The sequence below is a fragment of the Nonlabens sp. Asnod2-A12 genome, from assembly GCF_045063745.1.
GTDB lineage: Bacteria > Bacteroidota > Bacteroidia > Flavobacteriales > Flavobacteriaceae > Nonlabens > Nonlabens xylanidelens.
On the sequence record NZ_JBEFOB010000003.1, the window covers coordinates 772,653 to 797,942 of the forward strand.

Annotated in this window: 17 protein-coding genes and 2 tRNA genes; 6 read left to right on the top strand and 13 right to left on the bottom strand. The window is 34.3% G+C overall.

Features of this window, described 5'->3' with window-relative positions:
* Positions 1–58 precede the first annotated feature (58 nt).
* The 7 genes from ACJJVJ_RS03585 to ACJJVJ_RS03615 form a co-directional block, all read right to left on the bottom strand.
* On the bottom strand, positions 59–955 hold the full coding sequence (locus ACJJVJ_RS03585; protein WP_405369040.1) for a Ppx/GppA phosphatase family protein: 897 nt from the start codon (positions 953–955) through the stop codon (positions 59–61).
* A complete protein-coding gene (gene ppk1 / locus ACJJVJ_RS03590) occupies positions 955–3,003 on the bottom strand; it encodes a polyphosphate kinase 1 (RefSeq protein WP_405369042.1) in 2,049 nt (682 codons plus the stop codon). The genes ACJJVJ_RS03585 and ppk1 overlap by 1 nt, the downstream gene beginning before the upstream one ends.
* The gene (locus ACJJVJ_RS03595; RefSeq protein ID WP_405369044.1) at positions 3,000–3,485 is read right to left on the bottom strand and encodes a SixA phosphatase family protein; all 486 of its coding nucleotides are present in this window, start codon (positions 3,483–3,485) and stop codon (positions 3,000–3,002) included. Before ACJJVJ_RS03595 ends, ppk1 begins: the two co-directional genes overlap by 4 nt.
* Positions 3,485–4,129, bottom strand: coding sequence for a pyridoxamine 5'-phosphate oxidase (gene pdxH / locus ACJJVJ_RS03600; RefSeq protein ID WP_405369045.1), 645 nt, complete (start codon positions 4,127–4,129; stop codon positions 3,485–3,487). The genes ACJJVJ_RS03595 and pdxH overlap by 1 nt, the downstream gene beginning before the upstream one ends.
* Before the next feature lie 368 nt (positions 4,130–4,497).
* Positions 4,498–4,572, bottom strand: a tRNA-Pro gene (locus ACJJVJ_RS03605).
* 84 nt (positions 4,573–4,656) lie between these two features.
* Positions 4,657–4,740: transfer RNA gene (locus ACJJVJ_RS03610), tRNA-Ser, on the bottom strand.
* A 96-nt stretch (positions 4,741–4,836) separates the two neighbouring features.
* Positions 4,837–6,870, bottom strand: coding sequence for an HD family phosphohydrolase (locus tag ACJJVJ_RS03615; RefSeq protein WP_405369047.1), 2,034 nt, complete (start codon positions 6,868–6,870; stop codon positions 4,837–4,839).
* A 139-nt stretch (positions 6,871–7,009) separates the two neighbouring features.
* On the opposite strand from ACJJVJ_RS03615, the gene ACJJVJ_RS03620 reads away from it, so the two are divergent.
* Entirely contained in the window at positions 7,010–8,182 is a 1,173-nt protein-coding gene (locus ACJJVJ_RS03620; protein WP_405369049.1) for an acetyl-CoA C-acyltransferase, read from the top strand.
* A gap of 11 nt (positions 8,183–8,193) precedes the next feature.
* Positions 8,194–8,943: an NlpC/P60 family protein gene (locus ACJJVJ_RS03625; RefSeq protein ID WP_405369051.1), complete on the top strand. Its 750-nt coding sequence runs from the start codon at positions 8,194–8,196 to the stop codon at positions 8,941–8,943.
* A gap of 69 nt (positions 8,944–9,012) precedes the next feature.
* On the opposite strand, the gene ACJJVJ_RS03630 is transcribed toward ACJJVJ_RS03625, so the two are convergent.
* Together ACJJVJ_RS03630 and gyrA are read right to left on the bottom strand one after the other, a co-directional pair.
* The gene (locus ACJJVJ_RS03630; protein ID WP_405369052.1) at positions 9,013–10,197 is read right to left on the bottom strand and encodes a tetratricopeptide repeat protein; all 1,185 of its coding nucleotides are present in this window, start codon (positions 10,195–10,197) and stop codon (positions 9,013–9,015) included.
* 15 nt (positions 10,198–10,212) lie between these two features.
* A complete protein-coding gene (gene gyrA, locus ACJJVJ_RS03635) occupies positions 10,213–12,738 on the bottom strand; it encodes a DNA gyrase subunit A (RefSeq protein ID WP_104516292.1) in 2,526 nt (841 codons plus the stop codon).
* Positions 12,739–13,006: 268 nt separating this feature from the next.
* Here gyrA and ACJJVJ_RS03640 point away from each other — a divergent pair, with 268 nt between their 5' ends.
* Positions 13,007–15,571 carry an ATP-dependent Clp protease ATP-binding subunit gene (locus tag ACJJVJ_RS03640; protein ID WP_405369054.1) on the top strand — a complete coding sequence of 855 codons (2,565 nt, stop codon included), beginning with the start codon at positions 13,007–13,009 and terminating at the stop codon, positions 15,569–15,571.
* A gap of 276 nt (positions 15,572–15,847) precedes the next feature.
* A complete protein-coding gene (locus ACJJVJ_RS03645) occupies positions 15,848–16,219 on the top strand; it encodes a hypothetical protein (RefSeq protein WP_104516291.1) in 372 nt (123 codons plus the stop codon).
* A gap of 38 nt (positions 16,220–16,257) precedes the next feature.
* Here the strand turns inward: ACJJVJ_RS03645 and hutH are convergent, their stop codons facing one another.
* Positions 16,258–17,760, bottom strand: a complete 1,503-nt coding sequence (hutH, locus tag ACJJVJ_RS03650; protein WP_405369055.1) for a histidine ammonia-lyase — start codon at positions 17,758–17,760, stop codon at positions 16,258–16,260.
* Between the two features lie 39 nt (positions 17,761–17,799).
* Positions 17,800–19,344 carry an NAD(P)H-hydrate dehydratase gene (locus tag ACJJVJ_RS03655; RefSeq protein ID WP_405369057.1) on the bottom strand — a complete coding sequence of 515 codons (1,545 nt, stop codon included), beginning with the start codon at positions 19,342–19,344 and terminating at the stop codon, positions 17,800–17,802.
* A 147-nt stretch (positions 19,345–19,491) separates the two neighbouring features.
* On the opposite strand from ACJJVJ_RS03655, the gene gcvT reads away from it, so the two are divergent.
* Positions 19,492–20,574, top strand: a complete 1,083-nt coding sequence (gene gcvT / locus ACJJVJ_RS03660) for a glycine cleavage system aminomethyltransferase GcvT (protein WP_104516287.1) — start codon at positions 19,492–19,494, stop codon at positions 20,572–20,574.
* 11 nt (positions 20,575–20,585) lie between these two features.
* Entirely contained in the window at positions 20,586–21,401 is an 816-nt protein-coding gene (locus tag ACJJVJ_RS03665; protein WP_405369059.1) for a sugar nucleotide-binding protein, read from the top strand.
* 65 nt (positions 21,402–21,466) lie between these two features.
* Here ACJJVJ_RS03665 and ACJJVJ_RS03670 read toward each other — a convergent pair whose 3' ends face one another.
* Together ACJJVJ_RS03670 and ACJJVJ_RS03675 are read right to left on the bottom strand one after the other, a co-directional pair.
* Positions 21,467–22,717 carry a DUF3999 family protein gene (locus tag ACJJVJ_RS03670; protein WP_405369061.1) on the bottom strand — a complete coding sequence of 417 codons (1,251 nt, stop codon included), beginning with the start codon at positions 22,715–22,717 and terminating at the stop codon, positions 21,467–21,469.
* Positions 22,701–25,157 carry a DUF2339 domain-containing protein gene (locus ACJJVJ_RS03675; protein ID WP_405369063.1) on the bottom strand — a complete coding sequence of 819 codons (2,457 nt, stop codon included), beginning with the start codon at positions 25,155–25,157 and terminating at the stop codon, positions 22,701–22,703. Before ACJJVJ_RS03675 ends, ACJJVJ_RS03670 begins: the two co-directional genes overlap by 17 nt.
* Positions 25,158–25,290 lie beyond the last annotated feature (133 nt).

A 25,290-nucleotide genomic window follows, 5' to 3' on the forward strand; every position in this document is an offset into this window, starting at 1 on the left:
GTCAAAGTTAATCTAACTATATTCTAAAGTAATAAATTAAACATGTAAACGTTTGAGATTATCGATTATCTGCATTAAAAATCGATTTAATAATACCATCTGTTAATCCTATTTTAGGAACATAAATATTTTTTGCCTTACTCCACTTCATAGCACGTAGATATATGCGACAGGCAGGTATTATTACATCAGCTCTATCATGATTTAAATTAAGATGATAAACGCGCTCTTCATAATTATAATTTTGCAATTGCTCATAATAATTTACTAGATAAAAATAAGAAATAGGCTTGCCCACTCTTTTACCACTACTTTTAAATATATTATTTATGTTCCCACCAGACCCTATAAGATCTATATGATCATATGCATTAGTTATTTTTTTAATCCAGCCTTCTGCCTCGTCCCACAAAGATTTACTTACCATATCATTAAGCAATCTGACCGTACCTATTTTAAAAGATTTTGAAACAATCTCTTTACCATAGGCAAATAGAGTAAATTCTGTACTACCTCCACCCACATCTACATATAAATACACCTTTTCTTGATCAATAACAGCATGTAAATCGGTCATAGCTATAATTGCAGCCTCATGAGAGCCATCTATAATCTCTATATTGATACCTGATTCTGCCTTAATTTTTGCAACGACATCTGTACCATTTAGCGCTTCCCTCATTGCACTAGTGGCATATGCTTTATACGTTTTCACCTTGTGGACACCCATTAATAACTGATATGACTTCATAGAATCTACCATTCTATCAATGTTCTCTTGAGATATCTTTCCGTTAACAAAAACATCTTGTCCCAATCTTATAGGTACCCTAACTAGACTCGTTTTCTTGAATACAGGCGGCTCGTCATTATAGAGAGTTACTGTAGCTATCAATAACCTTATTGCATTAGAACCTATATCTATCGCTCCATATTTTTTAATTTCAAACGCCATTAATCTGTAATTTGATTTTTATAATATTGATATGTTGCATATTGTGATCGAACAGGCTTATCGTCGTTAGTGACATAATTATTAAGCTGGTCAGCACAAATCTCTCTCGCTTTTACATTATCACTCCAGCATATATCCATGGTTTCTATAATCTCCTTCTTGATATCTTCGTCATAAATAGGACAAGCTATCTCTACCCTACTATCTAAATTACGCGCCATAAAATCTGCACTAGAGATATATAGGTCGTTTTCGCCTTGATTATAAAATCTATAAACACGTGGGTGTTCTAGGAATCTATCAACAACACTGATTACTTTAATATTTTCGCTCATTCCTTTAACACCAGGAATTAAACAACATATACCGCGTATTATTAATTCTATTTTCACTCCTGCATTAGAAGCTTCATAGAACAAGTCTATCATTTTTAAATCTGAGAAAGAATTTACTTTGGCACGTATTTTTGCTGGTTTTCCCGCTTTCGCGAAAGCGATCTCACGACGTACTAAACGTTCAATTCCATTTCTAAGATAGTTAGGAGAAACTAGTAGATGTTTATACCTATGTTGCTTATAATTAACTTCAAAGAAATCAAAAACACGTTCTACTTCTTTTAAAATCTTACGATTTGCAGTAAACAAAGTGTAATCGGTATAAATTCCTGCTGTAGATTCATTAAAATTACCTGTGGAAATGAATCCATATCTAGAAATTTTACCTTCTTCTTCTCTCGTTATACAACATGCTTTACAGTGTACTTTTAAACCAGGTACACCGAATATCATACGCACACCTTCTTCCTGCATCAACTCTGCATAATTAATATTTGCTTGTTCATCAAACCTGGCTTGTAGCTCAATAGAAACGGTTACTTTTTTACCGTTTTTAACAGCGTTGATAAGTGAACCAGCAATTTGAGAAACTTCAGCCAGTCTATAGATCGTTATCTTTATGGTTCTCACTTTAGGATCTAGAGCTGCTTCTCTTAAAAATTTAGTTGTATTTGAAAATGTGTGGTAAGGCGTATATTGAAGAATATCTTTTTGAGCAATTCTTTCTAATAAAGAACCTCGAATCTTAACATCTTTAATAGGCAATGCCGGCAATTTCTCATAGAGTAAATCTGTTCTTCCTAGACTTGGAAATTTAAGATAATCTCTTCTATTGTGATAACGACCGCCTGGTATAATGCTATCATTATTATCAATTTGTAATTTATCTTTGATAAGAGTCAGTGTATCTTCATGTATATTCCTATCATATACAAAGCGCACAGGATCACCGTCTTTACGATCGTGAACACTGCGACGTATTTTTTCTAATAGACTCTTTTTAAGATCTAACTCCATATCTAACTCTGCATCTAGTGTTACCTTAATCATATGAGCTTCTATCTCTTTATAATCAAAAATATTAAAGATGTAATGCATACGATGCCTTATCAAGTCATCAATTAATATGATATATTGCTTATCATCACCTTCTATTTGAGGTAGTACGACAAATCTATTTAGGTACTTAGGCTTTTCTATTAGGGCATACCTTATACTTTCATCTGTCATAACCATACGCACAGCGAGATATCCGAATCCATCTCTTAAATGAGGGAAATCTACATGATCGTTAATCATTATCGTACTTATAGCCGGACTAATTTTATCATTAAAATAATTCCTAATAAAACTCTCGTGCTCGGTAAGCACCTCAGTTTCATCCACTATAATAATACTCTCATGTTTTAGTTCTTCTTCAAGCTCTGCAAGGACATTAAAACTACGTGCCTGGTCAACAATAACCATCTCGTTAATCTTCTGTAATAACTCTTCAGCTGTAATCCCACCTAGTGATTTTGTAGCATTTTTACCTGCTCTTTGAATGCGCTGTATAGTCGCATAACGCACCTTAAAGAACTCATCTAGATTATTTGAGAATATACCTAAGAACCTTAAACGTTCAATAAGTGGTACTTTTTTATCACTAGCCTCTTGTAAAACTCTAGCATTAAATCGCAGCCAGCTTAATTCTCTATTATAGTATTGGTTCATCTTATTAATTTCGGGAATATGTGAAACTTAGTACTTCCTTTTTCTAAAGATTTCCATGAATTAGTCTCAAAATCTATAGCAACTACTCCAGCGGTAGGAACATTATCAAATCTAGTAGTACCCAGTAAATTTACTAAATCAGTTATTCCATTATTATGACTAAATATAACTAAAGTCTCTACACTATCGTCACAAGTGGATATTACTTCTAACAACTCTTGCGCATTAAAAGTATACAAATCTCGTTTCAATTTAAGAGTACTTAATTGATAATCCATATACTCAGTAACTAATGTAGCCGTTTGCAAAGCTCTAGCCGCTGTGCTGGTCCAGACCAAATCTGGATTTATTTGAGCTGTTTTCAACGCTTTACCTATAAGGTGTGCATCTTCTATACCACGTTGAGTGAGTACCCTATCGTGATCTCTAACTTGCAGCTCCCATGAGGACTTGCCATGACGTATTACAATTAGTTTTTTCATTAAGGCTGTAATCTTTTAAACGACCAATTCTCTTCTAACTTTTCATATAAAATACGGTCATGAAGTCTATTGGGTCTTCCTTGCCAAAACTCAAAAGTTAAAGCGTCACAAGAATAGCCACCCCAGAAATCTGGCAATGGAACATCAACTCCATCAAATTTTTGTTCAAAATGCAATAATTGTTTTTCTAACTCTTCTCTAGATGAAATTGAATTACTTTGACTGCTTGCCCATGCTCCTATCTGGCTTCCTCTAGGTCTAGATCTAAAATAAGATAACGATTTTTCTCTAGAAACTTTTGTAACGTTTGCTTTTATTACAATTTGTCTTTCTAATGAAGGCCAGAAGAAATGTAAACTAACTTTATTATAAGCATCCATTGCCATTCCTTTTTCTGAAGAATAGTTAGAATAAAAAAGGAACTTTTTATCGACTATTTCTTTAAGCAGAACAATACGAGATTTAGGAAAGCCGTCTACACCTAATGTACAAAGACTCATTGCATTTGCTTCATCCACTTGAATATTATCTTTTGCATCTTGAAACCAAGAGTCAAATAATTCATAAGGGCTAGCAGGCAGTATAGTCTCTAGCAAAGCATCTTTGTCGTATGATTTACGCAGGTTTTGAAGGTCTCTTTGCATATAATTTATTGTTTTATGCAATTTACATTAATTGCAACTTTTGTAATATGAAACAATTATTAAATATCATTATCAATTTAATAAATTCTTCAATACAATCACCACAAATACAGATACACCTAAAGCATCAAGTAAGGCTCACGATACATATGTAAAAAAAAAGATGTTCCTAATTAAATAAGAATTCCGTAGAATCAACTTATTTAAAACAAACTAGAATGGTGAAAATTAAATAAACTGGAAGAAAAAAAGCATCGATAAAAGTGAAAATTATCTAAGATAAAAAGAGAAGTCCTACCCTATAAAACAAAAAAACCGTTTTCATCGTAAGATGAAAACGGTAATTACAAAAGCCTTACGACTTTTAGTCGGGGTGGCAGGATTCGAACCTGCGACCTCCTCGTCCCAAACGAGGCGCGATGACCGGGCTACGCTACACCCCGATTTTTATTTATATCAGTTTCGGTTCTGATGTACTAACCTTGTATATTAATACCTAAATTCAAATATTAAAGAGGTTAATTTTGCGGAGAGACAGGGACTCGAACCCTGGCGACGGTTGCCCGTCGACAGATTAGCAATCTGCTCCATTACCACTCTGGCACCTCTCCTAATATGTTAATGAACTCGCTTCGTTTCCGTAAGCGGTTGCAAATTTAAGTCTACTTTCTGTTTCTCACAAATAAAAAGAACTTTTTTTTCAAAAATTATTCTGGATATTCTATTCTAACATGATAAATACTAGCTAACTTCTTTTTAATCACTGCTTTAATCAATTCAATCTGTTTAAAAGTAATATTTGCATTTAAGAACTGACCGCTATCCACTTGTCCCTCTATAATCTTATCTACTAAATTGTCTATCTTAATAGAAGTAGGATTCTTTAAACTTTTTGAAGCTGCCTCTACACTATCTGAAATCATAAGTATAGCAGTTTCTTGACTAAATGGTCTAGGACCTGGATATCTAAAGCTATCTTTATCTACGTCGGGATTATCCTCTTTTGCTTTGGAATAGAAATAATACACCAAACTATCTCCGTGGTGTGTTCTAATAAAATCTATAATTCTATCTGGCAAGTTGTATTTACGAGCGATTTCTATACCATTAATGGTATGATCTATAATAATTCTAGCGCTATCTTCTGGATCTAAATCATTGTGTGGATTAATACCGCTTCCTTGATTTTCGGTGAAATAGGTTGGATTCTTCATTTTACCTATATCGTGATAAAGCGCTCCTACCCTAACTAGCATTGCATTTGCTCCTATTTCATTAGCTATGGTTTCGGCAATATTTGCCACATTTAAAGAATGGTGAAAAGTTCCAGGAGCTTTATTAGATAGTTCTTTAAGAAGTCGTGAATTAGTATCACTAAGCTCTAACAAAGAAACATCACTTACCAATCCAAATATTTTCTCAAATATGTAAATAAGAGGCCAAACAAACAGCATTGCCAAACCACACAGGACAAAGTAACCTAAACGCCCCCATTCCCATCCTACAATACCTCCTTGATTTATTGCATAAAAAGCAAAATAAGATACAAAATACACTCCAATTATCTGTGCAACAGTCAGAAATAGATTTGCTCTTTTATATATTTCCTTACCTGAGAGAATTGTCACTATACCTGACATCATTTGAAGAAAAAGATACTCATCACTATTAGGTACTATAAAACTTAAGATAAAAATAGTTACCACATGAGTAAACAAACCCAATCTAGCATCAAAAAAAGCTTTAAGTACTAGAGGAAGAATACATACAGGAACTACATATATGTACTCTACATTAATATTGACTACTGTCGCTGTTAATACTACAATTAATCCAACATTAAAAAATATAAAAAACAACTTCCTGAAATTAGAAAAAATATCTTGACGATACCTCCATAAGAACAATAACAGCATTGCATATGCCATACCTACTAAAATAATATAACCGGTAAGCTTCCAATTATACTGGGAATCTGTCCAAGTTTGTGATTTATAGGTATTATTTAATGTATTTAATATTAAGAGCTTTTGCCCTTCCACTATTTCGCCTTGAGCGATAATACGAGCACCTTGAGTAACTAAGCCTCTGGTAGTTAAAATCTTGCTTAATTCTTCCTTTATAGCTATGTCAGTTAATTCTTTATCAAAAACAACATTAGACTCAATAGAACTAAGTAGGCTAGATAATAAAACTGTTTTATTTAAACTTGGATTACTAGTTAGAAGATTTTTACTACTTATTAAATCGCTTAGCTCATTTGGTAAATAAATATTACCATAACTGGAAGATATCACTTCATTATTTGCAGTTAAAACAACAGGCTGATTATCATCAAGATCTAATGGAACTTCAAGATAACCGACTTTGTACAACTTATTTAATATAGATTTCACATCCTTTAAAAGAAGCTTATACTCATCGCTATTTAAAGAATCGGTACTAGGATTATATTTTGATAACCACTTATTATAAACCTTATCTTTAATATTATTGTCTACTTTAAAATAACGTGGCGTCTTAGCAGAAACTGCTTGTTGTTCTAACAATAAAGCTTGTTCTCCTTTTTCTATAGGAAAGGAAAAGGGAGCGTATAGAGTCTCATAATCCCATGGTTCACCCTGGTTATAATCATATTTAAAACGATTATTATTAGGAAACACATAAACAGTCAATGCTGTACAAAAACATAGTAAAATGATTTTATAAACAAGACTTTGATAATTGTACAATCTATTCATTACGTGATGCAAAGAAGACAAATTAACGACTATAGTTTTAATAAACCATTAATATAGTCACACAAATGAGTGTTTGGTAGACCAGTTAGACCTAAATTACTTATTAAATTCATTATTTTTGCAGTATAAAAATCAAGACATGAAAAAAGTAGTTATAGTATCTTATGCAAGAACTCCTATAGGAAGTTTTATGGGGAAATTATCATCAGTTCCAGCCACAAAACTAGGATCTGTAGCTATTAAAGGTGCACTAGATAAAATTTCTTTGGAGCCCAACCTTGTAGACGAGGTATTAATGGGTAACGTAGTGCAAGCAGGTACTGGACAAGCTCCAGCTAGACAGGCAGCATTAGGAGCAGGAATATCTATAGACACACCAGCATCTACTATCAATAAGGTTTGTGCAAGTGGAATGAAGACTATTATGATGGCTGCTCAATCTATTGCCTTAGGAGATAACGATATCGTTATTGCCGGAGGAATGGAAAACATGAGCATGATACCACATTATGTACATATGAGAAATGGTCAAAAATTTGGACCAACTACTCTAGTAGACGGTATGCAAAAAGACGGACTAGTTGACGCATACAGTCAAGAAGCTATGGGAACTTGTGCTGACCTATGCGCAACAGACCACAGTTTTACTCGTGAAGACCAAGATGAATTTGCCATACAATCTTATGAACGCTCTAAAGCTGCATGGGAATCTGGTAAGTTTAACGACGAAGTTGTACCAGTAGCTGTTCCACAAAGAAGAGGAGACGATGTAATAGTCGATACAGACGAGGAGTTTTCTAATGTAAAAATGGAAAAAATACCTGCATTGCGACCTGCTTTTTCTAAAGACGGTACTGTAACTGCAGCAAACGCCTCTACTATTAACGATGGTGCCGCAGCACTAGTTTTAATGAGTGAAGAAAAAGCAAATGAATTAGGATTAACTGCACTAGCAACTATAATAGGTTATGCTGATGCTGCACAAGAGCCTAAATATTTTACAACAGCTCCTGCCAAAGCGCTTCCTAAAGCTCTTAATAAAGCAGGTGTAGCTATAAGTGATGTAGATTACTTTGAATTTAATGAAGCATTTGCTGTAGTAGGCTTAGCTAACATGAAAATATTAGGTCTTAATGACAGTAATGTAAATGTATACGGTGGTGCTGTTTCTTTAGGACATCCTCTAGGTTGTAGTGGTGCTAGAATAGTAACGACACTCATGAGTGTCTTAAGACAAGAGAAAGGAAAGATAGGCGCTGCAGCTATCTGTAATGGTGGCGGTGGCGCAAGTGCAATCGTGATACAATCGTAAGTTAAGAATCTATGAGATACGGTGTCTGTCCGATTTCTATTGCTCCTTTAAGGTTAGAAACTAGTGATGCCAGCGAGATGGTATCACAAGTTCTCTATGGAGAATTATTTAAGGTATTAGAAAAAAGAAAGAAATGGTCTAAAATTAGACTTGCTCATGATAATTATGAAGGCTGGATTGATAACAAACAGTTCAAAGAAATTGAATCTGAACAATACCAACACTTTGTAAAGCACTCAAAATTTTATTCTAAAGATTTAATATCTCATTTAACACATGAGGACAAAACATTGAGCACACTAACCATAGGTGCTCAAGTAAGCTCCACATCGTTATTAAAAGACACTTTTCAAAACGACATAAACACAGTTATACTTGGTAGTTCTAACCTTATCAATAACGCTTTATTATTTCTTAACACTCCTTATTTATGGGGCGGCAGGACACCACTAGGCATAGACTGTAGTGGTTTTACTCAGTTAATATATAGACTAAGTGGTTTTGACCTATTAAGAGATGCTAGCCAGCAAGCTACACAAGGTGAAGTGTTGAGCTTTATAGAAGAAGCTGAACCAGGCGACCTTGCTTTTTTTGATAATAATGAAGGTAAAATTACACACGTTGGAATAATAATGAGTGATAATTATATCATACATGCTCATGGTAAAGTAAGAATAGATCGCTTAGACCAGAGTGGTATTTTTAATATTGAAGAAAACATTCATACTCACAAGTTGAGAGTTATTAAGAAAATAATATAAATAAAAAAGCTCTTGAATAAATCAAGAGCTTTTTTTTCTATTCCGCTTTCGCAAAAGCGTTATAAATACTTACATCTTAGATTTAATTTGTGCAGACTTATCTGTCATACCTAAAAAGTCATACAGACTAACTAAGGTTGCCATCACACCTTTATCCTCTGGCTTTAAATCATGTGCCTTTTCTAAATAAGAAACCGCTTGAGTATAAAACTCCTTTTGCTCTGCAGCAGTTGTCGTCTCTAAATTGCCTGTTTCTAGATAAGCATTCGATAAATTTACTAAAGCATAATAGTTTTTAGACTCTAACTTAAGGCTAGATTTAAAGTAACGTATTGCACTTTCATAATTCTTTTTCTCTATTGCCGCAGCTCCTAGATTATCAAAAACCTTAGGATCAGTTATATCAGAGTCCATATTCTCTATAGCTTCTTTGTACTCCTCCATCATTCCTAAAGTTAATAATACATCTGGCTTAACTAACTTAAGAGACTGATCGTTAGGATGAGCATTAAGAGCTGTTTCATAAACCTCTTTTGCCTTAACCTTGTCCTCTTTATTCACATGTAACCATACCGTTTTAAGAACAATATCACCTAAATTAGAATTACTTTTTTCTAAAGCAGGATTTGTATGAGTTTTTGCTTTTACCGAATAATCTCTCACTTTTTCATTAGAAAATTGCTCCACTACACCATTTAAATTAGTCGCTACATAAGTAGTTTTTACTCCTGTATATCCTTTTTCTAAAAGTGATGAATATTTTTCTAAAGCCACATCAAATTTAGAACTACTATAAGCAAGATTACCTGCATTATAAAGCATATCTAAATTCTCTGGATTACTTTCATACAACTCATCTACCAGTTTCAACGCCATATCTGCATCACCACTAGCTACTTTATCATTTGCAATTTGAAGCTTACTTTTGAGAATTAAATTTTCTAAAATTGGCTCAAACTTCAAGTTCGAATAACCCAATTCTTTAGACTTTGCGATAGCAGACTCTGCTTTACGCAAATCATCAAGATTTACTGGCTGTCCACCTGAAAGGTCCATATAATTTGCACCTTTGAAAAATTGATAAGCTCCTGCGTATTCTGCTTCTACAGAATTCTCATCTATAGAATTAAATAATTCCTGTGCTTTGCTGAATTCTCCTTTTTCTACTGCCTTAGTAATTTTCTTAATCTCCTTTTTCTGAGCAACAGCCATAGAGGCTATTGCTAGAAAAGTTATTGTTAATTTAAATTTCATAATAATATTTTGAATTTATTCTTCGCTATCATCTACTTCAAGATCTGTTCCATCTTCTTGAGCGGCAATTACGCTTTCATCAGACTCTATCTCTTCTTCATCTTCATCCTTTACCACCTTTGCAACGGCTGCAATAGAATCATTTCCTTTAAGATTAATAAGACGGACACCTTGTGTCGCACGTCCCATTACTCTTAAATCTGCGACATTCATACGTATAGCTACTCCTGATTTATTGATAATCATAAGACCATCTTTATCATTCACATTTTTAAGCGCTACTAGACCACCTGTTTTTTCAGTAACCGATATAGTTTTAACACCTTTACCACCACGATTAGTCTCACGATAATCATCTAGGCTAGAACGTTTTCCATATCCTTTTTCTGAAACAACAAGAATATTAGAATCCATATCGTTTACAGCAACCATTCCTATTACCTCGTCCTCGTCGTCAGATAATCTAATACCTCTTACACCACTGGCATTTCTACCCATAGGTCTTGTTTTAGACTCGTCAAAACGTATAGCTTTACCACTCTTTAAACCTAACATAACATGACTGTCTCCAGTGGTTAGTTTTGCTTCTAAAAGTGTATCTCCATCTCTAACGGTAATAGCATTAATACCGTTTGATCTTGGTCTAGAATATTGTTCTAAAGATGTTTTCTTAACCACACCTTTCTTTGTACACATAATCACAAAATGACTATTAATGTATTCTTTATCTTTAATATCCTGAGTACAAATTACTGCCTTAACATTATCATCTTGTTCAATGTTAATAAGGTTTTGAATAGCACGACCTTTAGAGGTTTTACTACCTTCAGGAATTTCATAAACTCGCATCCAGAAACACTTACCTTTTTCAGTAAAGAATAACATGTACTGGTGATTAGTCCCCACAAATAGATCTACTAAGAAATCTTCATCTCTAGTAGTACTTGCTTTTTGACCTACTCCACCACGGTTTTGTGTTTTATATTCTGTAAGGCTTGTTCTTTTAATGTAACCAGCATGAGATATAGTTATAACTACCTGCTCATCTGGGATCATGTCCTCTATACTTAGATCACCACCAGCATATTCAATTTTTGAACGACGCTCATCACCAAATTTCTCTTGAACTTCAATAAGTTCATCTTTGATAATTTGCATACGACGTTCTTTCTTTGCAAGAATATCTTTTAAGTCAGCAATAGTTTCCATTAACTCACTGTACTCGTTACGCAACTTATCCTGCTCTAGACCAGTTAATTGTCTAAGACGCATTTCAACAATAGCACGTGCCTGAATTTCTGAAAGTTCAAATCTCTCGATTAACTTCCCACGAGCCTCTTCACCATTTTTACTAGATCTTATTAAAGCAATAACCTCATCGATGTTATCACTAGCAATAATTAATCCTTCTAAAATATGTGCTCTTTCTTCAGCCTTGCGTAGTTCATATTCTGTTCTACGTGTTACTACTTCATGCCTATGCTCTACAAAGTAGTGAATCATCTCTTTTACATTAAGTAATTGAGGACGACCATTAACAAGAGCAATATTATTTACACTAAAACTAGATTGAAGCGCAGTATGCTTATAAAGTTTATTAATAACAATATTAGGTATAGCATCGCGCTTTAATACATAAACGATACGCATACCTTTTCTATCAGACTCATCTCTAATAGAGGCAATACCTTCTAGCTTTTTATCATTAATAAGGTCGGCAGTTTTCTTAATCATATCTGCCTTGTTTACCTGGTATGGTAATTCATCAACGATTATACATTCACGACCTTTTACTTCTTCTATTCTTACACGACCACGTATTTTAATACGTCCACGACCGGTATGAAATGCATCTTTAACACCATCATAACCATAAATGATACCACCAGTAGGAAAGTCTGGTGCTTTGATGTGCGTTATCAACTCTTCTATCTCAATATCATTATTCTCGATATAGGCAATTGTACCATCCACGACTTCAGTTAAGTTGTGAGGAGGCATATTAGTCGCCATACCTACGGCTATACCACTAGCACCATTAACAAGAAGATTAGGAATTTTTGTAGGTAAAACTGTAGGCTCTGATAAGGTATCATCAAAATTCAGTTGTGTATCAACTGTTTCTTTATCGATATCAGCAAGCATCTCTTCAGATATCTTGCGCATTTTTGCTTCAGTATAACGCATTGCAGCTGGTGGGTCACCATCTACACTACCAAAGTTACCCTGACCATCTACCATCATATAACGCAATGACCATTCTTGAGCCATACGCACCATAGTATCGTAAACAGATGTATCACCATGTGGGTGATACTTACCTAGTACCTCACCTACTATTCTTGCACTTTTTTTGTAACCTCTATTAGAAAGTACACCCAGTTCATACATACCGTAAAGAACCCTTCTGTGTACTGGTTTTAGTCCATCTCGCACATCTGGCAGTGCACGTGACACTATGACTGACATCGAGTAATCGATGTATGCTGACTTCATTTCATCCTCGATATTAATCGGGATTAACTTTTCTCCATCTGCCATGTAAATCAGATTATATTAAATTAGTTATTTTAACAACTAGCAATTTAAGGAAATCGCTAGTAATAATAAGGTGTTGATACGGTTTTAGCTCTGTTTTTATTAACACTTTTAAACCTTCTCTGTGAATAAGTTTTATCAGTATATATAATAAGGTAAAGCACTGTAAATGTTACGCTTTCGCGAAAGCGAACAAAGTATTAACCCTTTTTTATATTACGGAATGCTTTTTGAAAGAATAAATTCAATACTTTTAAACGAAAGAAGCAATATGGACGATAATTTTTCACCAAGAGTTAAGGACGTGATCGCCTATAGCAAAGAAGAGGCGTTGCGATTAGGTCACGATTTTATAGGTACAGAACATTTAATGTTAGGATTACTGCGAGATGGAGATGGAAAAGCGATTGAGATTTTAAATAATCTATCGGTAGATCTTGATAACCTGCGCCGTAAAGTTGAGATATTAAGTCCAGCAAACCCTAATATAACAGCTGCAGTAAACGAGAAGAAGAATTTGCATCTTACTCGACAGGCAGAGCGTGCACTGAAAACTACATTTTTAGAAGCAAAACTTTTTCAAAGCACATCTATTAATACGGCTCATCTATTATTATGTATTTTACGTAATGAGAATGACCCAACTACAAAACTTTTAAATAAGCTAAGTGTAGACTATGATAATGTGAAGGATGAATTTAAAATGATTCTATCACAAGAAGATGGTTATATAGAAGACGTAAGCGCACAATCATTTAGTGACGATGACGCAGGAGAAGAAATGCACGATGGCGGTAAAGAGAATTTATTCTCACCATCTGGCGATAAGAAAACAAATAAGAAGTCTAAAACTCCGGTTCTAGATAACTTTGGTCGTGATCTTACTAGAATGGCCGAGGATGATAAACTAGATCCTGTAGTAGGTCGTACAGAAGAAATACAGCGTGTTTCACAAATTTTGAGTCGTCGTAAGAAAAACAACCCTTTATTAATAGGAGAACCTGGTGTAGGTAAAAGTGCCATAGCCGAAGGTCTAGCCTTACGTATCGTACAAAAAAAGGTATCTCGTATTCTCTATGATAAACGTGTTATTACTCTAGATCTTGCTAGCCTAGTTGCTGGTACTAAATACAGAGGGCAGTTTGAAGAGCGCATGAAAGCGGTTATGAATGAATTAGAGAAAAATGATGATATCATTCTTTTCATAGACGAAATTCATACCATAGTAGGCGCTGGTGGTGCAGCTGGGTCTCTAGACGCATCTAACATGTTTAAACCTGCACTTGCTCGTGGTGAGTTGCAATGTATAGGAGCCACTACTCTAGATGAATATAGAAATAGTATTGAAAAGGATGGCGCTCTAGAAAGACGTTTTCAAAAAGTAATGGTAGAGCCTACTTCGGTTGAAGAAACTATTACTATTCTTAATAATATTAAGGCAAAATATGAAGACCATCATAATGTGATTTATACCCCAGAGGCTATTGAAGCCTGTGTGAAGTTAACTAATCGCTATATGACAGATCGTTTTCTACCAGACAAGGCTATTGATGCGCTTGATGAAGCAGGATCTCGTATTCACATTACTAATATAGAGGTACCTGAACAAATAGTTGAAATAGAAAAACAACTAGAAGATGTTAAGAAAGAAAAGAATAACGTCGTTAAAAAGCAGAAATATGAACAAGCTGCAAAATTAAGAGACGATGAGAAGAAGTTAGAACAACAGCTGGAAGAAGCGCAAAATGCGTGGGAAGAAGCTTCTAAACTTCATAAAGACACGGTAACTGAAGAAAATGTTGCCGAAGTAGTGAGCATGATGACTGGAATACCTGTTAATCGTATCGCTACTAAAGAGTTAAAGAAATTAAGTAATCTTAATAGCACTATTGCAGATCTAGTTATAGGTCAAGATAAAGCGGTGAAACAAGTTGTAAAAGCCATACAACGTAATAGAGCTGGATTAAAAGACCCTAATAAACCAATAGGTTCTTTCATATTCTTAGGACAGACTGGTGTAGGTAAGACACAACTAGCAAAAGTTCTAGCAAACGAATTATTTGATTCTGAGAATTCACTTATACGTATTGATATGAGTGAATACATGGAGAAATTTGCTATTTCTAGACTAGTAGGAGCACCTCCAGGATATGTAGGTTATGAAGAAGGTGGACAGCTTACTGAAAAAGTAAGACGTAAACCGTATGCGGTTATACTTCTAGATGAGATAGAAAAAGCGCATCCTGACGTGTTTAATATGTTACTGCAGGTTCTTGATGACGGTTTCTTAACAGACAGTTTAGGAAGAAAAATTGATTTTAGAAATACTATCATCATAATGACTTCTAACGTAGGCGCTAGAAAACTGAAAGACTTTGGTGCGTCTGGTGTAGGATTCGGTACTGCAGCCCGCAAAATGGCCGAAGACGACAACGCTCGTGGAGTTATACAAGCAGCATTAAAGAAAACCTTTGCACCAGAATTCTTAAACAGAATAGATGATGTAATCGTATTCAACTCTTTAGAAAAAGATGATATTCATAAAATTATAGATATTGAACTAGCTAAGTTATTTACTAGAATCAAAGGTCTAGGGTACAATCTTTCTCTTAGTGATGAGGCAAAAGACTACATTGTAGAAAAAGGTTTTGACAAAGAGTACGGTGCACGTCCACTTAAAAGAGCTATTCAAAAACATATAGAAGACGCTCTTGCTGAAGAAATAGTAAACAGTCAGCTTAGTGAAGGTGATTCTATTTTTATGAATTTTGATAAAGAAGAAGATAAACTAGTGATAAAAATTGAAAAAGAATCTGAAGAACAGTCTGCAGAGTAATTTTCAAAATAATTTCTTTAAAACGAGTCTTAAGATGTATTTCTTAAGACTCGTTTTTTTTATGATCTGTTGTTTTATGTTATTTTTATCATGAAATATGAAAAAACATATAAGCAATCCTTTAGTGAAAACGAGGTGAAAAAGACATATTCATACTCTTTTTAGGTCTTAAAACTATCAATTAAGTAGTTGATCGATTAATCTTTGGTTACATTTTTTATTATGCACGCATAGTAAAAAGCACTTATATTTGCACCTCGATTTAAGAATTGAATTATGAATATTTTAGAATTAGGGTTCGGAAAATTTGAATTACATAAAGATATAATTATAGGTATAATTAATGAAGGTATACACTTTAATATGGCTCTTAACTCCATACTTAACGATGAGATTATTGCTCATTATGGTACCGAGCAAAAATTAGGATATATAAGTATGCGCGAGAATAGTTACAGCATAGATCCTATGGTGCATTTATATAATACAAAACATCAAAATTTAAGAAGTATAAGTATAGTGGAGAGCAATTCTCAAATTATAAGCTCTGTAGATCTAGAGAGTAAGTTCTTTAAACCTGGAAAGCTACAATCTTTTTTCAATAAAGAACATGCCATCAACTGGACCAACTCTCAATTACTCAATTAAAAAAAAGAGGTGAACTATAGTAACGTTCACCTCTTTTCTTAATTTATTATTTCTAGGTCCAAAGCTGTAGAATCCATTAACTCTCTAGCTAGTTGAATATCTCCATACATGACTCTATCCGTGTCGTAAAAAGGTACAGAACTGCGCAGTAGCATAACTATAGATTCTAAAAAGTCAGATGTTTTCTTGCCTTGAAATTCTAATGCTTGTGTACCACTTATAAGTTCTATGGCAAGTACTGTTTTTATATTATCAATTATTTTATAAGCCTTAGTTGCAGCATTTGCCCCCATACTTACATGATCTTCTTGCCCGTTAGAACTAACGATACTATCTGTAGAAGCTGGATTTGCAAGATGTCTATTCTGACTTACTATACTTGCTGCGGTATATTGAATAATCATTAAACCACTATTTAAACCGGCATTATTACATAAGAAAGGTGGTAAACCACGAGTACCGCTCATTAATTGAAATATTCTACGCTCACTAATGCTCGCTATTTCACTCATTGCTATAGAAAGAAAATCTAGAGCTAGAGCAAGTGGTTGTCCATGAAAATTACCACCAGATATAATGGTGTCAGATTCTGGAAATACATTAGGATTATCGGTAACTGAGTTACATTCTGTCACTATTGTTTTAATAACATGATCTAGTGTGTCCTTTGTAGCACCATGAACTTGTGGTGTGCATCTAAAACTATAAGGATCTTGTACATTCTCTTTTTTACCAGACGCTATCTGACTGTCTTCTAATAAATCGCGGATAATGGAAGCACTCTTAAGCTGTCCTTTGTGTGGTCTTATCAAGTGAATTCGCTCGTCAAAGGGTGACATATTACAAGAAAAACCATCTAAAGATATAGCGGTAGTCACATGTGACCAGTACCATAGATTTTGAGATTCTAGACTTAAATAAACTCCATAAGCTAACATGAATTGAGTACCATTAATAAGAGCTAGACCTTCCTTAGACTGTAATTGGAGAGAATCCCATCCCATAAGATCATTGATTTCAGCACCAGTATATCGTTTTCCTAGGTAAGAAACCTCTCCTAATCCTATTAAGGGTAAAGCAAGATGTGCTAGTGGTGCAAGATCTCCAGATGCTCCTAAAGAACCTTGTTGATAAACTACTGGATGCACTCCTGCATTGTAAAAATCAATTAATCTCTGTATTACAGCTATACTTATTCCACTATGTCCATAGCTTAAACTTTGAACTTTAAGAAAAAGCATCAATCTCACTATCTTTTCTGGAACCTCTTCTCCTGCCCCACATGCATGTGACATAATTAGATTATGTTGCAACTGCGTTAGTTGATCACTCTCTATCTGGGTATTACACAAAGAACCAAATCCTGTATTGATACCGTAAGTAGGTTTGCTATTTGTATCGCCAAAGTTTTTATCTAAATAATCTCTACATTCCTTTACGGCTTGTGCAGCGTTATCTGATAATTTTAGAGCTGTAACATTATTTACTATGTGCTGTAAATCTTTTAAACTTAAACGTTTTGAAGAAATTTCGTGTGTCATGATGGGCTGTTTAGACTGCGGCAATATTAAACAAAAAGTTTAACTCTGTGGTTGCGCTTGTTGCTCTTGCGCCGGATTTCTAAATAACTGGAGTATACTAGAACCTATAAAATTAGATATTATGGAAGCCTTAAGACCTTCATGTGCATATGTTTGTGATGCTAGATCGCCACTGGCTCCATGTAAATACACAGAGAATGCAGCTGCCGTAAGTGGGTCATATCCTTGTGCAAGGAATGAAGCTATAATACCACTCAACACATCGCCACTACCTGCAGTTGCCATTCCAGGATTTCCTGTACTGTTAACATACTGACCAGAACCTGCGACAGTAATAGTATGTGCTCCTTTTAATACAAGAATTACATTGTTTTTCTTAGAAAACTCTTGTGCTTTTTCTAACCTTGTATAACTATTATCCCACTCACCTATCAACTTTTTAAGCTCACCATCGTGAGGAGTTAAAATAGAATCTTTAGGTATATCTTTTATTAATTCTGGATGCTTTGCTAGAATTTGAATTCCGTCAGCATCAATAACCATAGGAGTAGATTGTTCTTTTACCGCTTTCGCGAAAGCGGAACACGTATCCTTCTCCACACCTATTCCAGGACCTATGCACAAAACTGCATTCTTAATAGGATTATTAAAATCTGTGATATAATCGTCACCATCACTTTCTACCGTCATTACCTCTGGCAAAGAAGATTGCATTATAAAATTACCGTCTTCTGGGATATAGGCCGTCACTTTACCTGCTCCTGCATTTATGGCTGCTCCTGCACAAAGTACAGCGGCACCCATCTTACCTTTACTACCAGCAAATGTTAACACGTGACCATAATCTCCTTTATAAGAAAATTTCTCTCGAGGTTGATACATATTTTGAGCGGCCTCTCTAGTAATCAATTGAGCTATTGGCGCTGCTGCCATTAAATACTCAGGATCTAACCCTATATTAATCACCTCAAAAGTACCGGTGTACTGACCGGTTTCTGGAAGGAAAAAAGATAGTTTAGGCGTTTGAAAAGTAAAGGTATGGTCTGCCTGTAAGATGGTATCATCAGTTTTATGTGCTGTATTTGCATACAGGCCACTAGGCATATCGATAGCAACTTTAAATGCTTTCACACTATTTAAATAGACTATTAAATCTGCCATCCAGCCATCTACCGGTCTATTAATTCCTGTACCAAAGATGGCATCTATAATAAAGTCCTGAGGTGTGATTTCTGGAAAATCTTCTTTACAGCTCAATAACACCGGCCACTCGTTAGTCACATCTTTTATACGGTCATAGTTTACTAAAAAGTCTGGAGACCTTTTTTTACTACAATTAGTGACATAAACTTTTACATGGTAACCATGTTGTATCATGTGTCTAGCTATCGCAAGACCATCACCACCGTTATTTCCTATCCCACAAAAGATTTTTACAGGTACTGGTGCACCATTTAATCGTTGATGGAGTCTTTCAAAAACGAGTGTTGCCACACGCTCCATTAAGTCGTTACTAGATATTTGTTGTTTATTAATTGTAGACAGATCAGCTTCTGCCAGTTGTTGTGCGCTTAGAATTTTCAAAGTGTCAATTTTATGAACCTGCAAGTTAATGAAATCGAGTGTAAAGCTATTTAATTAGAATTGTGAATTAGTTAGCATTTTCAGAATCTAAAAAGGTGTGCTATTTAAAGGAGAAATCTCTACATTTGAACTCGTAAAAATTAGAATATGAAAAATACCGCGCTTACCGCTATACATGAATCATTAGGAGCAAAAATGGTTCCTTTTGCTGGATATAATATGCCTGTTCAATATGAAGGTGTTAATATAGAACACCAGACTGTTAGAGATAACGTGGGTGTTTTTGACGTTTCTCACATGGGAGAATTTTTAATTTCTGGACCTGAGGCTTTAAATCTAGTTCAAAAAGTATCTTCTAATGACGCGTCTAAACTTACAGTAGGAAGAGCTCAATATAGTTACCTACCTAACGCTACTGGCGGTATAGTAGATGACATGATTGTTTATAAAATCAAAGAAGAGCAATATTTACTAGTAGTAAATGCTTCTAATATTGATAAAGATTGGGATCACATTACCTCTCATAATACCATGAATGCAGACATGAAAAATCTTTCTGAAGATTATTCACTTCTTGCTATTCAAGGACCTAAAGCTGTAGAAGCAATGCAATCGCTTACTTCTGTAGATTTAAGTGCTATTAAATTTTATCACTTTGAAGTATCTGACTTTGCAGGTATAGAAAACGTAATCATTAGTGCAACTGGTTATACAGGTTCTGGTGGTTTTGAGATATATTGTAAAAACACTGAGGTAGAACAAATCTGGAATAAGGTTTTTGAAGCTGGAGCAGATTATGGTATCAAACCTATAGGTCTTGCTGCACGTGATACCTTGAGATTAGAAATGGGTTACTGTCTTTATGGTAATGATATAGACGACACCACTTCTCCATATGAAGCTGGACTAGGATGGGTTACAAAATTCACTAAAGATTTTGTAAACCACGAGCAGTTATTAGAACACAAAGAAAAAGGTGTAGACAGAAAATTAATCGCCTTTGAAATGGACGAGCGCGCTATACCTCGTGGTGGTTATGAAATTAAAGATAGCAGCCAGCAAGATTTAGGAATAGTTACCAGTGGTACTATGTCTCCATCTATGGGAATAGGAATAGGAATGGGTTATGTACCACCTATTTTTGCAACTCCTGGTAGTAAAATACACATACAAATTAGAAAAAAGTTAGTACCTGCCACAGTAGTAAAACTACCTTTTTATAAAAAGTAAATCTTACATTTTTGAATAGAATCTTAATACTAGGCGGAAGCGGCTTTATAGGGAATGCCCTTTATAAAGAGCTTGCGCCTTTTTTTGATGTACATGCTACCTATAAAACAGATAGTAAAGTCTTTGAAAAAAATAAGCATTTTCATCAATTTGATTATGAATTAGAAAGCCTAGACGTATTACTAGATAATTTAAAACCTAAATTTATAGTAACCGCCGTAAGAGGTAATGTGAATAGTCTTTTAAGAATGCATTTTGAGATATCTGACTACATAGATAATCGAGATTGTAAGGTGATTTTTCTATCTAGTGCAAACGTTTTTGACCGTTTTACTAACTACCCAAGTTATGAGTATGATAAAACACTATCCGAAAGTATTTATGGCCGTTTTAAAATAAGAATTGAAAATGAGCTGCTTAGAAAACCAGTTTCCAAGTACGTGATTTGTAGAATACCTATGATTTACGGTACCGGCTCACCACGCCTTAATGAGATCAAAGATCAACTTAAGAGAAATGAAGCTATCGAGGTCTTTCCTAATGTGGTTATTAACGCGACACATATTAAAAAACTAGTACAACAACTCCACTATATTATTAACAGACGTCGCCGTGGTATTTTTCACCTAGGTAGTCGCAATCTTATCCACCATATAGATTTAGTAAGTGATATTTGTGAGCGACTGGGCACTCCTACTCCTTTATTAAAGCAGGTCTTTGATTCTAATGAAGATAGACATCTAGCTGTATTACCTAAAGATAATTTACTTCCTAAACATCTTCAACTTACCATAGAAGATGTGGTAGAAAGTAGTATTGCTCTATAAAAAACCCTAAAGAAGATTAATTTTAGTTCCGCTTTCGCGAAAGCGGAATTTATACAAACACTACTCTACTCTTCTACCTTATTGTTAGTATTACTCAACATCTTAAAAGTAAAACCAGCTAATAAAGTAATAACAATTCCCATAACCACCCAAAGCCACCATTCGTTTTCAAATAAAGGTGATACTTGAGTGGGCTTGATTTTATCAATAGCCACTTCTTTACCTAACCCTAAACTCGTTAACTGAGCAGGAATGGTGTTTTTAAATTTCTGTATATCATAATTAGGTCGGTAAGCTGATGCATTTCCATAAGCAAGTACATAATCTGCTGGCTGGGTGAATCTAGCTATTAATTCATGTTTATAGCCTTCTACTACTACTGATGTAATGTCTAGTGCTTGATTATCGTCATTTAAAACAGATATTCTAAATTTTTGAGCAATCGTCTTATCAATCTTAAACTCATTAGATTCTAATGAATTAAGAGTCGCTGTGCGTATGTTACGGTAGTTATATTTCCACCCTTTTTCTGTATGAATACTGTCTGATAAATAAGATATATTAATAGTTCTAAAGTAATCATAATTTGCATCTACAAGAACTTTAAGACGACTTACAGGAACTTTATTTTCTAACTCAAATTCAAACACACTCGACTTTGAACTCTTATCTTCCTTGAGTTTCATAGTTTTAACACGATGCTTTACTACCTCACCATCTATAAGCTTATCCATAGATATTAAAGCAGATTCCAACACAGGCTGTTGATCACTTCTTACTAGCACACGGAAATATCGATAACTAGATTCTGGTAAAACCAATTCTGTAAATGAATACACAGAGGTCGTGTTGTGAATGTCTAGTATTCTATAATCTTCTAGAATCGTAAACCACTGTTTTAAGTGTTGGCTACCTTCTAGGTCTACCTTCCAGTCAAAATTTGTATCCTTAAATGACAACTGTATGTTATTAATGCTAGTCGGTGCGTCTAACTTAAAGGTAAAGTAATAACCTTTATCAGTTTTTGAGGTATTAATAATCTCAAAAGGATGTTTTTGAGAAATGGTCTTTTCCTTATTAATCTTTAAAATATAAGGAACCTCGATAGTATCTAGCGCTGTAGATATTCCATAAATTCTCATATCATTTAAAGATGGAGATACCTTACTAAATACATCATCTGGTACCGTAACCGTATGCCAATCCTCTTTTACAGAATCTAGAGATCTTTTATAATCGTACTCTTTTAATTGAGCAAATGATATAACGCTAACTAACAGCGTTAAAACAGTAAAAAGTTTAATCTTCCTTTTCATTATAATTGATTTGGTTCTTGTATTTATTATAAAGGAATGAGATAATTAAAAGCAATATTCCTAGAGATACAAATACGATAGTTTTTGAGATAGTGTTTAAATGCGCAATGTCATAGAAGAAAAGTTTTATTAGGGTAATACCGAATAATCCCATACCGCCTATTCTTAAATAAGGTTTGTTTTTTAATATTCCAAAACCTATCAATAAGAAAGAATAGACGCCCCATAATATACTCAGACCTAATTTATAAGCATCTGTTGCGCCTGCTATATCGAGCCAGTGTATTAACTCACTACTTATTATCCATACTATACTTATATGTAGAATAAGATCATAGGCGATTTTAAAGCCTTTGGCTATTTCTGACTTCTTTATAAATCGATATAAAGTGAGCATCGCAAAGGCTACAAAAGCAAATGATATATAACGTATAAGAAGATAGAAAATACCTCTATTATAATATTCTGATGTGGATAAATAGGCTTCTCTTAAATCACTTAAAGAATACAAACCTTGTACTAGGAAGATAAATACAGTTAATACCGTAAATATCAATCCAGCGTTTTCTAGAACGTTATTTTTAATTTTCTTGTAATTAAAATAAGATAATAAACCTATAAATAAGAGTGTGTAATTAATTATCCATATAGATTTGAAATCCTTGATACTAGAATCAAATACACTATTTGCATAAGGACTAGATCCTTCAGGTAGTCGAACTCGAGAAGTATCATACCATTGATCAAAGTAAAATTCTATTTCAAGTCTAAATGCACAGTACAACGTAAAAATTAAAACAGAAGGTATGGCATACATAGCCATTTTATAAAAAATACCGTCTTTAGAAAGTGCCGATACAAAAGTTTCTTTCCTTTGAAGATAAACTATAAATCCTAGTGCCGCTACAAATAGCATAGAACTCATAAAACTTATATTCAACAAAGGAATAATATCGCTATAAGATTCTATATCATAAATATTATAATCATTATCCCAATCTTGAAACAGGCTTAAAGTCGCCAGTAGCATAATGGGGTAAGATAGCTTTTCATAAATCTCAATTTTCTTTGAGGTCCCTAACCAGAATAGCAATACTGCTTGTGCCGTCCATAATAAAGTCACCCAGTTGCCATCTAACTGCACAGGTATAGCAATAGATATAAAAGCAAGTACTAATGCTGTGGCTAGATAAAACAATTTTCTATCGCTTTTCTTCTGTTTATAAATGACTGTTGCCACCGCAAAATGAACTACCGCGTTACACAATGTAAATAGACCTAGGTAATGTTCTCCTGTTTCATTATCACTTAAGATAGCAAATCCTAAACCGTAGAAAACAAAAGAGTTTAAGAGCAGTAAAACAATATCTGAAACTGCAAACGATTCTTTCTTAACCAGTTTATACGAGAGAAAAGTAAGGTAGAATATGATGAAGAAAACAAGTAAAAACCCTAACGCAAGAGTAAAGTGTTCTTGATCCTTATAATCCATTATCATCCAAGAGATAAAAATTAACCAAGTGAAAGCAAACGAAGAATAATATAAAGGTTTCCAGTATTTTTTAAAGGCTAGAATGAGTATCCCTATATTAATAATCGCTATATAACTAAACAATATTTCTACCTGACCAGAACCATTACTTAGTAAAAATGGAACTGCATAAGCGCCCACCAGTCCTAGATGCGCGATAATTTGTTTATTATAATTAAGCGAGGCGACTATGGTAAACCCAGTAAACACCACCATGAGAATAAAGGCGACTGTTTGCGGTATTAGTTCATAAAAACTGTAGGCAAAGAAAGTAATAAAGTAAAGTATTACTATCGCTCCACTTACCAACACAGCACTATAAGATTCATATTTCTGTTTTAATTTCATTCCAAAACCGAACAAACCTATTGCAGACAAATACCCTAAAATAATTCTAGTTAGTGGACTTATTAAATCATTCTCAATAGAATACTTTGCTCCTATCCCTACACCTATAACCGTTATAAGAATACCTATTTTATTCAATAAGTTTTCACCTATAAATTTTTCTAGATTAGATTTTTTAAGTGGTGATTTCTTTTTAGGTTGCTGTATGGGTTTTTGATAATTTACAGTCTTCTTACTAGGTACTGCATCCCAATTATCATTTGATGCAGACTGACTTTGCTGCGGCTGATTTTGCTGCGGCTGATTTTGCTGCTGCTGCTGCTGCTGTTGATTAGAAAATTCCCAATCTGCCATGGGATTATTAGATACAGCATCTGTTTCTGTAACGGTAGGTTTTTCTACCTCTAATTTTTCTTGCTCATTGCTAGCTTGTGCAGCAGACTGTAATTGATTAAGCTGTGTTTTTAACTCATATATCTCGTACTTAAAAGCCTCTTGCTTTTTAGAAAGAATTGCTAATTTTTCAATCAGCTGATTAATAACATCTTGTTGATCTGCCATAAGAGTGTGGTTGGGCTAGATATAGTTGTAAGCTATATCTAGTGCTAATGTAAGTAAAAACTCATGGAACTAAGTACAATCTATGTAGTTACAGGTAAAATCTGGGATACAAAAAGCTCTCTTTTTTTACCGT